Genomic DNA, 15,499 nt, shown 5'->3' with positions numbered 1-15,499 from the left:
TAGAAAAAGTGGTCCGCATTTGGACCACTTTTTCTATTACTGCAGATTAAATAACACGCGAGAATTGCTGCTGACGAGCCTTAGCCCGAAAGTACTTATCGAAACACATACAAATATTTCGAATTAACAAGCGCCCTCGCAGACTTACCGTAATTTCACTCTCTGACACTTGTACCAGATCGTCCTTTATAAAGGTTTGCAATAGCTGTAAATCTTCAGCAAAGTAATCATCGAACACCAAAGCGAACTGTTTTTCTATTTTACGTTTATCAAGAGTAAAATTGCAGATCAGCTGTTTAATCACTTCTCTTCGCAATAGATCGTCACTATCAAGAGAGACCCCTTTCCACAATGCGTAACGCTTTTCTTCCATCTGCGCGTAGTACAATTTTAACTCTTTTTGGTTTTGCGCGTAGGTGTCACCCACCATCGAAATAGCAGATACGCCAAAGCCAATTAAATCGCAATCTCCTTGAGTAGTATAACCTTGGAAGTTACGGTGCAATTCGCCATTGCGTTGGGCGACAGCAAGTTCATCGTCAGGAAGTGCAAAGTGGTCCATACCAATAAACTGATACCCTTCAGAGGTCAGTGTTTCTATGGTTTGCTGTAAAATAGACATACGCTGTGAAGCAACGGGTAAATCCGATTCTTTGATTTTTCGCTGAGCAGCAAACAATTGGGGCATATGTGCGTAATTGAACACAGATAAGCGACCAGGACGCATACTCAATACTTGCTTCATTGTTTCGGCAAATGAGTCCACTGTTTGCAGGGGTAGGCCGTAAATGAGATCTAAATTAGTTGAACGGAATCCAAGCTTTTTAGCGCGCTCAGCCATGGCAAAGATGAAAGCTTCATCCTGCTCTCGATTAACAACTCTTTGTACGTCTTTATTAAAGTCTTGAACCCCAATACTCAAACGATTAAAACCATGCTCATGTAGGTGGTCGAGCATATCTAGCTCTATTTCACGAGGGTCCACTTCAATACTAATTTCAGCGTCTTCATTGAAGTTAAACTCTTCATAAATCACCGTCATTAGTCGACTTAATTGCGCTTTAGTTAAAAAGGTTGGTGTTCCCCCACCAAAGTGCAGTTGGTTTACTTTTCGTTCAGTAAGCAAAGCGGCACGTTGGCGAATCTCAAACTCTAAAACATCTAAATAATCATCCGCCTTATGCTGATGGCGCGTAATTACTTTATTACAGCCACAGTAATAACAAAGCTTATGACAAAATGGGATATGCAAATATAAAGAAAGTGGACGCTCTGGGTATTGCATGTAGGCAATGTCTAGCTCAGCAACGGTAAATGCCTCATGAAACTCCACTGCGGTTGGGTAAGAGGTGTAACGAGGCCCAGAGTAATTATATTTATCTAATACACTCTGATCCCAGATAATTTGTCGGCTAGACATATGGATATCCTAAGTACTACTGAGAAGGGGAGCTATTTTGCCACAGCAAGGAGATGATACTTTTAGATAGCTAGCAAATATCGAATATCAATATTGATATTTGCTAGCAGGATCACGTCAATGGCATATGCTATTGAGTTTGTATGGGTATTTGGTCGTTCAATGGTGCAACTTGACGCTGAAGATCTTTCAACTCTTCAATAATGCTCTCGCTCAAACGACTTTCAGCTTTAGTACGAGCAAGGTTTTGCTGCATACGCTGTTGCTTCGCCAATTGCTGACGTTCTTCACCTCGAGCCATATCTTTAACCACCGCAAACAACTCGCTAAGAGCGGGATAACGGCTGGCCACATCAATACGTTGTTCCCCTTGTACATAGTCCAAGATGTTACAAAGACGAATACTCAACTCAGATAAATCGCATTGCCCCTGAATGCCCGCAAGGCATAAGGTATCAACACTTTCAAATATCTTCGCATTACGCTTCGCAATCGCCAACGTTTGATGTTGCAAGATAAGCTGCCGTTGCTTTTTTAGTTTATTAAGCAAGTAAACAGCGTAACTACCTAGCACAAGGATGATGATAGCTCCTATTGAAGCCAGCACAGCCATATCCATTTATGTTTAGTCCTTGAAATCGTCTAAATCTAGGTCTGCAAATGATGCAAGTAGCTCGTCTTCCGTTTTCGCTTTCTTGCTGCTCACCACTTTAACAGGCGCTTCTGGCTCTTCTTCTGGTTCAAGTAGACCCAGTTGATTCATCAGTGCTTCAATGCGGTCAAGTTTTTGGTCAACATATGACTGCAAACCTGCTCCTAAAGATTCACCATTTTCAATGCGATCAAGTAACACATTTAATTGGGTATCATTCTCTAGTGCATCCAACTCTTGCTCAGCGGTAAATTTACGTTGTTGCTTAGTTGGCTTAGTTGTCGCTTCAACAATTAATGGTATTTTCTTCTTAGAACCAAGACGAGGATCGCGTTTACTGCGCCCCAACATATCTTTTGATTCAGTGCCAACCGAGTGACGGTTACCAGCTTTCTGACCTTTACGCTTTTTCAATCTTTTGCGTTGGCGACCCTCAACATCTGATTCAGAGCGGTTACGGGTTACGATTAGGTCTACATCACCTGTTGAACCTGCTTTTCTCGATTTTTTATGTCGACTCATTACTCGACTTCCTCAATAAAATTACGTCGTTTTCAATAAATTCTAGTTCTAGCTTGTCTCTAACAGCTAAAAACTCAAAGGTACGTCGGCTAAAAAACATCACGTGGGTATGATCATTTTTATAATGCCAAGTAGAAAAGGCGTCTACGTCTCGCACCATTTTAGTCATAACACCAAGCCAAGCGCCTGGTTTTAACATTTTAAGCCACTGCGCCCACACTCTCGCGGGTTGATAAAGGTGCTCTATGACTTCCGTTGCTGTAATAAAGTCATACTGTTTATTGAGCACATTGCTCTCTGGATAATAGTAAAGATCATACAGGTCTACAGTATGGCCAACTTCCTGCATCATCAAAGATAATGTGGGTCCCGGACCACAGCCAAAATCCAAACCGTGTTTGTGAGCACCTATTCGCTCAACAAGTGGAATCTGCACTCTGGATAAGAACTTACGATACCCTATATCAGAAGGGTCGTTCTCATGCAGGTCATAGTGAGCCTTTTCTTGGTCGGGTGCCAATCTCTGCTTAGGGTCGACAAACACTAATTCACAGCGCTGACACTGGAGATACTGTCTGCGTTTATCTTCCCAAAAAAACTGGGTGTCATTATGGTGACAAAGTGGACAATCTAACATTCAAGACGCCTATTTAACTTAAGAGGCGCAACTTACCAAAATATGAGGAAAGAGTGTAGAAAAAATCCACAATTTACCGTTTTTTTTCTACAAGCCCCGATTAATGCGGCTCAACTTGCAGCCACAAAACGGTCGGCTATTTGTTATGGCTACTATCAATTGTAGTAAATGACGAATTAATCTCGTTGATTAATACTCTTGCTCTGACGAGTTTTTTGCGATTGCTGACCATTGATACTAATCGTACTAAATAACGGGTCATTCTAGCTTGTTAAAATACTCGATAACTGCGTTAGAATTTTTGATTGTAGAATAACGACTTATCGAAAAATCCCCCCATGTTTTCGAGCGTTTTTCCTGCGCTATTTCTGATCACTGACTTAGTGTGATTAATATGACTACTACGGTGGTATAAAAGACCGATAATAAAAAAGCGATAGGTTGCCCTATCGCTCGCAAAATTCCATTTGTTTTTAACGCTTTCCTTGCCAATATTTTGTTTTTCATCACCCTGATGATTTTTGTTATCCCTAGCAAGTATCCATTTGCGCAGCTTATCCTAAGCTAGTCCTATCTGGGTTCTCCACCTGAGAAAAACAAACCATCCGTTGTTAACCCTGCATCACCATAGGTAATGCGTTCCCTAAACTCATCCTGAGACGATTGAATACCATCAATCATGGTCTCCGTTCCATGCCCCCTACTTTACTCTTGATAAAAAAATGTGCAATTAGCAAACAGGAGTAATGGATCACATTTCCACACAATTAATTTTCACATCCATTAACTATAATAACCAACAGGTAACAAATAGAGTCCAGTACACAGCGGGCAAGATAAGCCCTTGATAAATAGTAGAGAGGTACCCTAGTGGATTGACTCATGCTCAAATATAAAAAAAGGCTCACAATTGAGCCTTTCTCTTTCTAGCCACTCGACATTAATTTTAATGAAGACCGCCGATGTATTTAGCTAATACGTCCATCTCTTCTTCTGTCAGTTTCTTTGCAATATCATGCATCATACCGTTAAGGTCATTGCTACGATCCACTGCAGCAAACTTTTGTAGTTGCAGTTTCGTGTAATCGGCATGTTGCCCTGATATTTTTGGAAAGCCCGATAGGCTTGTACCGTTACCACGAGGACCGTGACAAGCAACACAAGCTGTAATGCCACGCTCTGCATTACCTGCTAAATATAATTCTTGTCCCTGTTCGACGACATTTTCTGGTGTAGTATTTTCTGACATAGGAATAGAGGCATAGTATGCGGCTAAATCTGCTATATCTTGATCAGATAAAACCATGGCCATAGCACTCATCGCAGGATCATAACGACCTTGCTTACCACCACTCGTCGCACCTAACTTAAGATCTTTAAGTTGCTTTATAGTGTAGTTTTCATGCTGACCAGCCAGTTTAGGATAAATCGTTACAGGGCTATTGCCATCTGCACCATGACAAGCAGAACATGTTACGGATTTTTCCTTTCCTGCTTCAATACTACCGGCCGCCCATACAGAGCAGCTAGCAAAAAGAGTTACAATTAGCGCTAATTTCTTCATGACATTCCATTATAATAATTGAGCTTCCAAGGCTAAGATTGGCTCAGTTTTATCTTCTAGATTGAATAAAAGTACCCGAAAAGGTGAACAAGCCATAGGTGCCGCCTTTTGTCGTGCTAGAATAGGCGAACTAATGCCGAACACGGTTATTTTACACAAATTCACAAAAAAGTAATCAGTCGACTACACAAAGTCGCGATGGAGTTAACAGTGAGCGCAAAAATTCATTACCAAAACACTCATTTTATAACCAGTGCACCAGATATTCGTCATCTACCAGAAGATGAAGGTATCGAAATTGCTTTTGCTGGTCGTTCTAATGCAGGAAAATCTAGTGCGCTCAACCGCCTAACCAACCAACGTGCACTAGCGAAAACCAGTAAAACACCGGGCCGTACACAACTTATTAACTTATTTAAGGTTGATGAGAACTGTCATATTGTCGATTTACCTGGCTACGGCTTTGCTCAGGTACCTATCGAACTAAAGAAAAAATGGCAAAAAAGCTTAGGGGAATACCTACAGAAACGTCAATGCTTAAAAGGACTTGTGGTATTGATGGATATTCGTCACCCGATGAAAGATCTCGACCAACAAATGATTTTTTGGGCAGTAGATTCTGGTATCCCTGTACAAGTATTGCTGACCAAGGCAGATAAATTAAAAAGTGGCGCACGTAAAGCGACTCTTCTTAAAGTTCGCAAAGATGCCATTGGTTTTGGTGGCGATGTACAAGTGGAAGCCTTCTCCTCTTTAAAAGGACTCGGCGTTGAACAATTGCGTGCTCGCTTAGATACTTGGTTTGCTCCTGCATTTGCAGTTGTTGATGAAGACAACGATGATGCAACCACTGAGCTAGAGTAAATAACCTATTTATCACCCAATAAAACGCGACCTACGAGTCGCGTTTTTGTTATTTAATTACATACTAAATGTAGGGTTTTATAATCCACCTCAATCTCCCCTCCCCTTTGCATAAAATACGCCACAATAAAGCAGGCGCACCTATGGGTATAAATTCAACACTTCAAAAATTTAATGACCAGAAACCGGTATTTTCTCGCAAGATAAGTGTAAAAAACTAACAACAAGAAGACTTATATAGAAAGGGGCGGTGATTTATTTTAGGCAATAAAAAACGCCTCAGCCAAATAACGGCTGAGGCGTATGAATTTATAAAAATTCCAATAACGTGAAACAAAAGGTCTGAAAGATGAAACATCTTACCTCTGTACCCTACGCAGATAAATTTACCCGATCTGTGACCAAAAGCAAAGGTTTTTTGTAATTTTTTTTCACTAAAAACACTCACTAACTAAAATTAGCCCACCAAACAAGCGTTTAAATAACCACCAACAAAAAAGCCAGCTTCGTGAACTGGCTCTCATTAATGATCCATTTTAGTGCAAAGAGTGAGCTAGTGAGCTTGATCCCAATTGTCGCCATGACCAGCATCTGCAACTAACGGCACATCTAACTCTGCAGCCGCTTCCATCAGTTTTTGTATGTTACTTTCAACTTCCTGTAACTCGTCTTCGCGAACTTCAAAAACCAATTCATCGTGCACTTGCATCAACATACGAACCTTAGGTTCTCCCTGCTGATTTTCAATCCAGTCATCAACTAATAGCATCGCCTTTTTAATAATATCCGCAGCAGTTCCCTGCATGGGTGCATTAATAGCCGCTCGCTCTGCTGCCTTGCGACGCATACCATTTCTAGAGTTAATTTCCGGCAAATGCAAACGACGACCAAATAAGGTTTCTACATAGCCCTGCTCTGTCGCCTGGCTGCGGGTTTCTGCCATATACTGCATTACGCCTGGATAACGCTCAAAATACGTATCCATATAATGCTGAGCCTCGCCACGCGCAATGCCTAATTGCTTCGCTAAACCAAATGCACTCATACCGTAAATAAGCCCAAAGTTGACCGCTTTAGCACGGCGACGTTGTTCACTCGTCACTTGGTTGATATCAACACCAATAATCTCAGCAGCTGTTGCTGCGTGAATATCTTTACCCGTTTTAAATGCTTCTAATAGCGCTTTATCCCCAGAAAGGTGCGCCATAATACGCAGCTCAATTTGCGAGTAATCCACAGCCAGTATTTTCCAGCCATGCGGGGCAACAAATGCCTGACGAATTCGACGCCCTTCTTCGTTACGAATCGGGATATTTTGCAAGTTTGGATCCGTTGAAGATAAACGACCAGTGGCCGTCACTCCCTGATGATAAGAGGTATGCACACGCCCTGTGGTGGGGTTGATCATCTTAGGTAGCTTGTCTGTATAAGTAGACTTGAGTTTCGCTAACCCACGATACTCTAAAATGAGTTTAGGTAATGGGTAATCAAGCGCCAACTCTTGCAGGACTTCTTCATTGGTTGAAGGTGCGCCTGATGGCGTTTTCTTCACTACAGGCAAGCCCATTTCTTCAAATAAAATGGCTTGTAACTGTTTTGGTGAACTCAGATTAAATTCTTTGCCCGCTAATTCGAATGCTTTTATTTGTAGCTCATCAAGACGCTGTGCTATTTCTTGAGATTGAGTGCCTAATAGCATGTCATCAATTAACACTCCGCGACGCTCAATACGCGATAACACGGGTACCAGTGGCATCTCAATATCTTGATACACTGAGTTGAGCTGTTCATTTTCTTCAAGTAATGCATTCAAATGATTGTGCAAACGTAATGTCACGTCTGCATCTTCGGCGGCATAAGGCGAAGCCTCAGCAAGGTCGATTTGATTAAAAGTCAGCTGCTTTTTGCCTTTTCCTGCAATTTGCTCAAAGGAGATGCATGGATGTTGCAAAAATCGTAAGGCTAAGTTATCCATATCATGCTTACCACCTACGCTGTTATATACATAGGAGGCGAGCATAGTATCAAAGGCAATTCCCTGCATTTCGATATCATATCGAGCCAATACAGAGGCATCATATTTTAGGTTTTGTCCCACTTTTGCTTGCTTTGGATCTTCTAGAATAGGCTTAAGTTGTGCTAATACCCAGTCCCGTTCAAGTTGCTGTGGTGCATCTAAATAGTCATGTGCCACGGGCACATAAGCGGCTTCCCCTTCTGCGGTAGCAAAAGACAAGCCCACTAAGTTGGCCACCATATAATCTAAGCTGTCTGTTTCCGTATCAAAGGCAAACACATCGGCTTGCTTAAGCTTCTCTAGCCAAGCAATAAAACTTTCTTGGTCGAGTACCGTTTCATACTGGCTGCGATCAATAGTTATCGCTTTGGTTGCAACTGAGGACGCTGACTCTTGCTTACTGCTAGCACTGACAGTTCGCCCTGATTTTTCATCGGCCTCAACCACTCCCGAACCGCCTTCTAGCAACTCATTTAGCCATGATTTAAAGGCCATTTGACCATATAAGGAAATCAAAAGGTCTTTATCTGGTGTCGCCTTGACCAAATCATCTAATGTCACTTCTAGCTCTACATCGAGCTTAATTGTCGCTAGCTGATAAGAAAGGTAGGCAGAGTCTTTATGCTCAACCAGTTTTTTAGACATGGTTTTAGATCCACGGAAACCGAGCCCTGCAATGTCATCGAGTCGAGAGTAAATGTCATCCAATCCACCAATACCTTGCAGTAGTGCTGTCGCTGTTTTATCGCCAACCCCAGGTACTCCTGGAATGTTGTCGACCTTATCTCCCATCAAAGCAAGGTAATCAATGATCAACTCCGGCGGAATACCAAACTTCTCAATCACCCCTTCTCTATCCGATACCACATTGGTCATGGTGTTGATCAAGGTTACGTTTTCATCAACCAATTGCGCCATATCTTTATCACCAGTACTGATCAGCACTGGCATGCCCTTTTTAGAGGCCGCTGTAGATAAAGTACCAATTACATCATCAGCCTCAACACCGGTAACTGAAATTAAAGGCAGTCCCATTGCTTTGATCATATTGTGCAATGGTTCTATCTGACACCTAAGATCATCGGGCATAGAAGGTCGGTTGGCCTTATATTCTGGATACATGTCATCTCTGAATGTTTTGCCTTTGGCGTCAAAGATCACCGCAATACGATCACTAGAGAATTGACGCATCATGCTTCTTAGCATGTTCATAACACCATAAACGGCATTGGTCGGATGCTCTCCATTGCTCATAGTGCCAGGATAAGCATGAAATGCTCGATATAGGTATGAAGAACCATCAATGAGTATCAGTGGGTTTTCAGGGATTGTTGCCATGTATTGGTGTCCAACTTAGGTAGAAGGGAGATAACTTAGCTATAGGATGCCACGAGTCACTCAGCTTATCTAGATGCCCAGTATTTACACCGACAAATATTGCTTTTCATGGACGGCTCGCCTGTGGATAAGTTTGTGCGCAAATAATTTACCAGACAAAAAACCCTGTAGATAAAAGTGCACAACACAAATTTAATTAAAGTAAAATCAACAACTTAATATAGATCCAGCGATCATGTAAAAGATCTTCACCAGATCGCTGTATGTGGAAAAAAATTTCAGGGTGCTTATATCAAAGGATTTCGTTGCGCAACACACCGCGACAAGAGCCTAGCTCAATTTTCAATCAATATCGACTTTCTGAAATACAATCGATTCTGTAATGGGTTTAAGGTGGCTTCGCACTTCTCAATCCAATAGCTATTTCTTAGCAGCAAGCGAAGCATGGAGGGGTATTGATTACGGGATTTAACCGTTAACCAGCAATAACGCTCCTTGGCAACCCAGCGCTCTTGCTCTATTAGCAACTGTTGTGCAACACCTTGCCCACGAACCAATGCACTCACACCACCAAGCCAACTGTAAAATGTTTGGCTATCCTGCTCATAGCCAATTTTAAAGCCCACTAAGCGTCCCTTCTTTTCAGCCACTAAAACAAGATGTTTTTTGTCCCCGATACGAGTCATAAAAGAGTCGATGCTTTGCTGTTTTTCAAATTCTGCAATCTCAAGCATGACACTGAGTGCTTCTTGCAATGACCCTTCACGAATAATAATCGACATATCTTTCCTTTTTTTTGCCTCAACAGAAAACAAAAAGCCCTCATAAACTGAGGGCTTAAATGAAAATTAGACGAATATTAATTTTCTGCCAACCACAGGGCTACATCTTTGGCAAAGTAGGTCAAAATACCGTCAGCACCCGCTCGTTTGAAGCACAATAAAGATTCGAGTACGGTTTCTCGCTCTTTTAGCCAACCATTTTCAATCGCAGCTTTATGCATGGCGTACTCTCCTGATACTTGATAAGCAAAGGTCGGTACTTGTAGTTCCGTCTTCACTCGGCGCACAACATCCAGATAAGGCATCCCAGGTTTCACCATTACCATATCCGCCCCTTCAGCAATATCTAGCGCTACTTCATGTAACGCTTCATCACTGTTTGCGGGATCCATCTGATAATTCTTTTTATCCGCACCTTTTAAATTGCTCGCAGAACCTACGGCATCTCTAAATGGTCCATAATAGTTCGAGGCATACTTCGCTGAATAAGCCATTATTTGAGTGTGTATGAAACCGGCGTTCTCTAACGCTTCACGTATTTTACCAATACGGCCATCCATCATGTCTGAAGGTGCAATCACGTCCGCTCCCGCTTCTGCGTGAGACAAAGCCTGCTTGATCAATACTGCTGTAGTTTCATCGTTGAGAACGTAGCCATCATCATCAATAATGCCATCTTGTCCATGAGTGGTGTAAGGATCGAGAGCCACATCTGTAATCACTCCCATTTGCGGGATATGCTCTTTAAGTAAACGAACCGCTCGTTGCACCAAACCTTCAGGGTTATGGGCTTCCGCTGCACAAATGCTCTTCGCATCTTGATTCACCACAGGGAACAGTGCAATGGCAGGCACACCTAGATTGGCCAGTTTTTCTACTTCTAACAGCATAAGATCGATAGAAAGTCGTTCCACACCGGGCATTGACTCCACCGGTTCGCGGCGATTCTTACCCATAAGAATAAACATGGGATAAATCAAATCATCGACCGTAATTTTGTTTTCAGCCATCAGGCGACGACTAAAATCATGTTTACGCATACGGCGCATTCTACGCGCAGGAAAAGGGCTTTGAATAAGTGATGTCATGATTCACTCCTTGTCTAAATCAACTTGAGCAAATCATAACACTAACCCTAAGCGTAACAATGTACCAAGCATGAAAAATAGAGCAAATACACATATACTGGGGCACAAATAGTTAACACATGATGTTTGCCCATGATCGATACCCATGCCCATATTTACGCTAGCGAATTTGACCAAGACCGAGAGCAAGTTGTTGCTCGAGCTTTACAACAAGGTATTGAGCGAATTCTCTTACCTAATATCGACGTAGCTTCCATCCAGCCTATGCTGGCAACAGAGGCTGCCTACCCTGACATCTGTCGCTCAATGATGGGCTTACACCCATGCTATGTGGACCAAGACATAAAACAAACCTTAAGCGAAATAGAAAGCTGGTTTGATAAACATCACTTTATTGCGGTTGGTGAAATTGGCATCGACCTCTACTGGGATAAAACCTTTCAACAAGAGCAAGAGTATGCGTTTGTCACTCAACTCAACTGGGCAAAAGAGAGAGACTTACCTGTTGTGATTCATACTCGCGACTCTATTGAGCAAACCCTACAATTGCTTAAAAACGAACAAGACGGCTCGCTACGCGGTGTATTTCACTGTTTTGGAGGCAGTGTTGCAGAAGCAAAAGCCATAAATGATCTCGGCTTTCACTTAGGGCTTGGAGGGGTATCTACCTTTAAAAATGGGGGCATGGACAAAGTTATCCCACACCTAGATATGAACTATGTCATTCTAGAAACAGATTGCCCCTACCTTACTCCAACACCTCACCGCGGAAAACGTAATGAACCCGCCTACACTCAACTTATTGCTCAACGAGTAGCGGATCTCAGACAACTGACCCTGCAACAAATTGACACCCTAACCACCAATAATGCGGTTACGCTATTTAATTTATAAAAGGTTAATCTATAAAAAAGCCCCTAAATTAGGGGCTTTAGATAAGTAATAATGTTTACTGCTCTTCTGGTTGCTCGTCTCTTTTAGTATAGAATCGCGCAAAAAACAGACCCACTTCAAACAATAACAACATTGGAATGGCCAGTAACGTCTGCGAAATAATATCAGGAGGCGTTAACATCATGCCAATCACAAATGCGCCAACCACTACAAAGGGTCTTTTTCTTTTCAGCGTATCCACGTCTGTTGCGCCCGTCCAGCAGAGCAAGATAATCGCTACCGGCACTTCAAACGCAATCCCAAAAGCTAAAAATAGAGCCAGTACAAAGTCCAAATAACTGGAAATATCCGTGGCAAACTCCACCCCACCCAATGAAATCGCGGTAAAGAAACCAAACACCAATGGGAACACGACAAAATACGCGAAAGCCACTCCACAATAAAAAAGCAGAGAACTCGAAAACATCAGCGGCATCACCAAGCGTTTCTCATGTTTATACAAACCAGGAGCGACAAACGCCCAGACTTGATACAACACAAACGGAACCGCAATGAAAACAGACGCAATTAAAGTCAACTTAAGTGGTGTAAAAAAAGGCGAAGCGACATCAGTTGCGATCATCGTAGCGCCTTCAGGTAGGCGATCGATTAAAGGTGCTGACACAAATTCATAAATATGGCCTGAAAAGTAAATCAAGCACAAAAACACCACCATTATCGCACCAATGGCACGCAACAGACGAGTACGTAACTCAATCAAATGGCTCATCAATGGTTGGTTGGAATCAACCGAAGACATAGAAACCTCTATAAATGACAATAGGGGCAACAGAGCCCCTATTGATTAATCTTGTGACTGGGAAGAAGGTGGCTGTTTAGAGGTGCTCGATGCCTTATAGGGCTGTTGAACACTTTTAGCTGCCTCTTTTAATTCTTCCACGGATTCCTGCAGTTCTGGAGACATATCTTTCATCCCCATATTTTCTGCTTTCTTCAGGTTTTCCTGAAGTTCGTGGATTTTAAGCTCATGATCAAGCTCTTCTTTGACATTATTTGCCATAGATTTAGCAGAATTGACGAAGCGAGCTACACTACGAATGGCCACAGGGAGACGCTCAGGACCTAATACAACTAAGCCTAATACAGAGATCAGTATCAGTTCCCAAAAACCTATATCGAACACAGATTAAACCTGCTCTTTGTCTTTCTGCTTCTCTGCACTCTGCTTAGCAACTTTCTCTTCAGAAATGTTTTTCTGGGCAAAGTCAGCATCTTTTTCCGGTTTTGAGTCTTGAGAAGTGCTGTCGTCATCAGACATCGCTTTCTTGAAGCCCTTCACTGCAGAGCCAAGATCGCCACCCATACCACGAAGCTTTTTGGTACCAAATAATAAAACCACGATCACTGCAATGATCAATAGTTGCCAAATACTAATTCCACCCATGTGTTACTACCTTTGTTTCCGTTCTATAAATTATTATTTACGGTAGGTTAGCCAACTAAACATCCAAGCCAACACCCCTAATCCGCCAACCCCTGAAGAAATCAATGGGTTATCATTAACATAAAGTATGGACGAGCATACGATAAATGTAGCCCCTATTCCAAACATAAATTGGCCTGTGGCATGTTGTCTTTTCGTTTGTCGATATCCCTCATATAAATACTCGACTTTTCTAGACAATTGCTTGCCATGTTTCAAATTTTCGTACAGTAATTCTGGCAACTCTGGCAATTTTTCAGCCCAAAATGGAGCGCGTTCTTTGATTGAATTGACCACTGCTTGCGGACCGACTTGCTCACCCATCCACTTTTCAAGAAATGGTTTCGCTGTTGACCATAAATCAAGCTGAGGATACAACTGTCTACCTAACCCTTCTACATACAATAATGTCTTCTGCAATAACACCAGTTGAGGTTGCACTTCCATATTGTATCGGCGAGCGGTATTAAACAAATTAAGCAATACATGTCCAAATGAAATATCACACAATGGCTTAGCAAAAATGGGCTCACACACCATGCGAATTGCAAATTCGAACTCTTGCACATTGGTATCCGCTGGTACCCAGCCAGAATCCACATGCAACTGCGCTACCTTAGCGTAATCACGATTAAAGAAAGCCAAGAGGTTTTCTGCTAAATACCGCTTGTCGTCAGAGTTTAGCGTACCAACAATGCCACAATCTAAGCCAATCCATTGCGGGTTTTCTGGGTGAGCTGGCTGAACAAACACATTGCCAGGATGCATATCCGCATGAAAAAAGCTGTCTCGGAATACCTGAGTAAAAAAGACCGTCACGCCACGCTCTGCTAACAACTTCATGTTGGTACCATTGCGCTGTAGCCCCTCAATATCCGACACCTGAATGCCATATATGCGCTCGGATACCATTAGGTTGCGGCTACTTAAATCCGCGATCACCTCGGGAACATACAACTCTTCACTGCCTTCAAAGTTACGACGAAGCTGCATGGCATTGGCGGCTTCTCGACGTAAATCTAACTCATCAAGTAAGGTTTTCTCATACTCAGCGACCACCTCTACCGGCTTGAGTCGACGCGCCTCTGGAATTATTTTCGCTAGCAGTCGAGCCATTCGGTACATCAATTTGATGTCATCATTAATAATAGGACGAATATCAGGACGAATGATTTTTAAAACGATCTCTCGGCCAGATTCTTTCAATTTAGCGGTGTGCACCTGAGCTATCGAAGCGGAAGCCAAACAATTAACGTCAAAGTCATCAAACCAAGTTTCTACTGGGCCACCTAGTGCCATCTCTATATGCTGCTTGGCCAGTTGCCCATCAAAAGGGTCAACTCTGTCTTGCAGTAACGCCAGTTGGTCAGCAATCTTAGGTGGAAATAAATCTCGGCGAGTGGACATCATCTGCCCAAACTTTATCCATACTGGGCCTAACTCTTGTAAGGCTAAACGCAGGCGATGACCGAGCTCTTTCTCTGGGTGTTTATTGTTAATCCAGAAAAGGGCTTTACGAGCCAAGCGAGGAAATTTTGCGAGATCGTGCTCCGGTATCAACTCATCAAGCCCATATTCCAATTGAACTCGAGTAATAAGATAAAGGCGCTTCAACTCAGATGGGGTCATTTAGTCTCCAATAACCGTGCTAGACGCTGCTCTAGGGAGGTTAACTGAGATTGGGTCTCGGTAACCTGATCACAAAAATTTGCCACTGCTAACGGTGAAGGCGCTAACTCCCACTCTTCCGTAATGGCATGCTTTAAATGTGTTGTGTGTTTTTGACTGTTCGCTTTTAAAAACGACAAGCCGCTTTTAGCACCACTGACTAAAGTATGTGCCGCTACGTCACCCACTACCTTTGATAGCATTTCCGCTATATCCGGCTTACTCAACTGAATTAACGTGGCAAATTGTTGCGCTACCTGCATATCCCCAGCAACTGATATTTTATCTTGTTTAAAAAGATCATTAATATTCGCTTGTTGCTGTAAATCCCTTAGTGCCGTTAAGCTTAAGGTCAACTCACAATCGGGCTTACCTTCAAATGCAGCCAGTACATCAACTTGTTGGCTGCAAATAAAAATAAGGCTTTTATTCAGCTCTTTTAGATTCAAGCGAATAATTAATCCCTTCATACGAGCCAATTGCTTTTGGCTCTCTAATTGCTCTTTTATTAAAGCATTAAATGAAGCTTCAACCGTTGCAGTTACTAGGGCATCTATAGGCATGTTAGCA

General features: G+C 42.4%; 15 protein-coding genes. 2 read left to right on the top strand and 13 right to left on the bottom strand.

Going from position 1 to position 15,499, the window contains the following annotated elements:
- Positions 1–46 precede the first annotated feature (46 nt).
- The 5 genes from hemN to OCU56_RS00420 all read right to left on the bottom strand — a co-directional run bounded on the left by hemN (position 47) and on the right by OCU56_RS00420 (position 4,795).
- Positions 47–1,420 carry an oxygen-independent coproporphyrinogen III oxidase gene (gene hemN, locus OCU56_RS00440; protein ID WP_261873652.1) on the bottom strand — a complete coding sequence of 458 codons (1,374 nt, stop codon included), beginning with the start codon at positions 1,418–1,420 and terminating at the stop codon, positions 47–49.
- 130 nt (positions 1,421–1,550) lie between these two features.
- Positions 1,551–2,039 carry a DUF2489 domain-containing protein gene (locus tag OCU56_RS00435; protein ID WP_261873651.1) on the bottom strand — a complete coding sequence of 163 codons (489 nt, stop codon included), beginning with the start codon at positions 2,037–2,039 and terminating at the stop codon, positions 1,551–1,553.
- Positions 2,040–2,045: 6 nt separating this feature from the next.
- Entirely contained in the window at positions 2,046–2,594 is a 549-nt protein-coding gene (gene yihI / locus OCU56_RS00430; RefSeq protein ID WP_261873650.1) for a Der GTPase-activating protein YihI, read from the bottom strand.
- Positions 2,581–3,231 (bottom strand): class I SAM-dependent methyltransferase, encoded by a 651-nt coding sequence (locus tag OCU56_RS00425; protein ID WP_261873649.1) that lies wholly within the window; start codon positions 3,229–3,231, stop codon positions 2,581–2,583. The genes yihI and OCU56_RS00425 overlap by 14 nt, the downstream gene beginning before the upstream one ends.
- Positions 3,232–4,177: 946 nt before the next feature.
- Positions 4,178–4,795 carry a c-type cytochrome gene (locus tag OCU56_RS00420; RefSeq protein WP_261873648.1) on the bottom strand — a complete coding sequence of 206 codons (618 nt, stop codon included), beginning with the start codon at positions 4,793–4,795 and terminating at the stop codon, positions 4,178–4,180.
- Positions 4,796–4,993: 198 nt separating this feature from the next.
- Here OCU56_RS00420 and yihA point away from each other — a divergent pair, with 198 nt between their 5' ends.
- Entirely contained in the window at positions 4,994–5,659 is a 666-nt protein-coding gene (gene yihA, locus OCU56_RS00415) for a ribosome biogenesis GTP-binding protein YihA/YsxC (protein WP_261873647.1), read from the top strand.
- 553 nt (positions 5,660–6,212) lie between these two features.
- Here yihA and polA read toward each other — a convergent pair.
- The 3 genes from polA to hemB form a co-directional block, all read right to left on the bottom strand.
- Positions 6,213–9,014: a DNA polymerase I gene (gene polA, locus OCU56_RS00410; RefSeq protein ID WP_261873646.1), complete on the bottom strand. Its 2,802-nt coding sequence runs from the start codon at positions 9,012–9,014 to the stop codon at positions 6,213–6,215.
- A gap of 335 nt (positions 9,015–9,349) precedes the next feature.
- The gene (locus OCU56_RS00405) at positions 9,350–9,796 is read right to left on the bottom strand and encodes a GNAT family N-acetyltransferase (protein ID WP_261873645.1); all 447 of its coding nucleotides are present in this window, start codon (positions 9,794–9,796) and stop codon (positions 9,350–9,352) included.
- A 77-nt stretch (positions 9,797–9,873) separates the two neighbouring features.
- Positions 9,874–10,884, bottom strand: a complete 1,011-nt coding sequence (gene hemB, locus OCU56_RS00400; protein ID WP_261873644.1) for a porphobilinogen synthase — start codon at positions 10,882–10,884, stop codon at positions 9,874–9,876.
- Positions 10,885–11,016: 132 nt separating this feature from the next.
- Between hemB and OCU56_RS00395 the strand changes: the two genes are divergently transcribed.
- Positions 11,017–11,778 (top strand): TatD family hydrolase, encoded by a 762-nt coding sequence (locus OCU56_RS00395; protein ID WP_261873643.1) that lies wholly within the window; start codon positions 11,017–11,019, stop codon positions 11,776–11,778.
- Positions 11,779–11,833: 55 nt separating this feature from the next.
- On the opposite strand, the gene tatC is transcribed toward OCU56_RS00395, so the two are convergent.
- Genes tatC through OCU56_RS00370 form a run of 5 tightly spaced genes read right to left on the bottom strand, consistent with a single transcriptional unit; the run spans position 11,834 to position 15,492 of the window.
- On the bottom strand, positions 11,834–12,577 hold the full coding sequence (gene tatC, locus OCU56_RS00390; protein WP_261873642.1) for a twin-arginine translocase subunit TatC: 744 nt from the start codon (positions 12,575–12,577) through the stop codon (positions 11,834–11,836).
- A gap of 45 nt (positions 12,578–12,622) precedes the next feature.
- Positions 12,623–12,961, bottom strand: coding sequence for a Sec-independent protein translocase protein TatB (gene tatB, locus OCU56_RS00385; protein ID WP_261873641.1), 339 nt, complete (start codon positions 12,959–12,961; stop codon positions 12,623–12,625).
- A gap of 3 nt (positions 12,962–12,964) precedes the next feature.
- Complete coding sequence (gene tatA / locus OCU56_RS00380; protein ID WP_261873640.1) at positions 12,965–13,222, bottom strand: Sec-independent protein translocase subunit TatA; 258 nt, start codon at positions 13,220–13,222, stop codon at positions 12,965–12,967.
- Positions 13,223–13,255: 33 nt separating this feature from the next.
- Positions 13,256–14,890, bottom strand: a complete 1,635-nt coding sequence (ubiB, locus tag OCU56_RS00375) for a ubiquinone biosynthesis regulatory protein kinase UbiB (protein ID WP_261873639.1) — start codon at positions 14,888–14,890, stop codon at positions 13,256–13,258.
- Positions 14,887–15,492 (bottom strand): ubiquinone biosynthesis accessory factor UbiJ, encoded by a 606-nt coding sequence (locus tag OCU56_RS00370; protein ID WP_261873638.1) that lies wholly within the window; start codon positions 15,490–15,492, stop codon positions 14,887–14,889. The genes ubiB and OCU56_RS00370 overlap by 4 nt, the downstream gene beginning before the upstream one ends.
- Positions 15,493–15,499 lie beyond the last annotated feature (7 nt).

Source organism: Vibrio rarus (genome assembly GCF_024347075.1).
GTDB lineage: Bacteria > Pseudomonadota > Gammaproteobacteria > Enterobacterales > Vibrionaceae > Vibrio > Vibrio rarus.
This window is presented reverse-complemented; position numbering and strand designations above follow the sequence as displayed.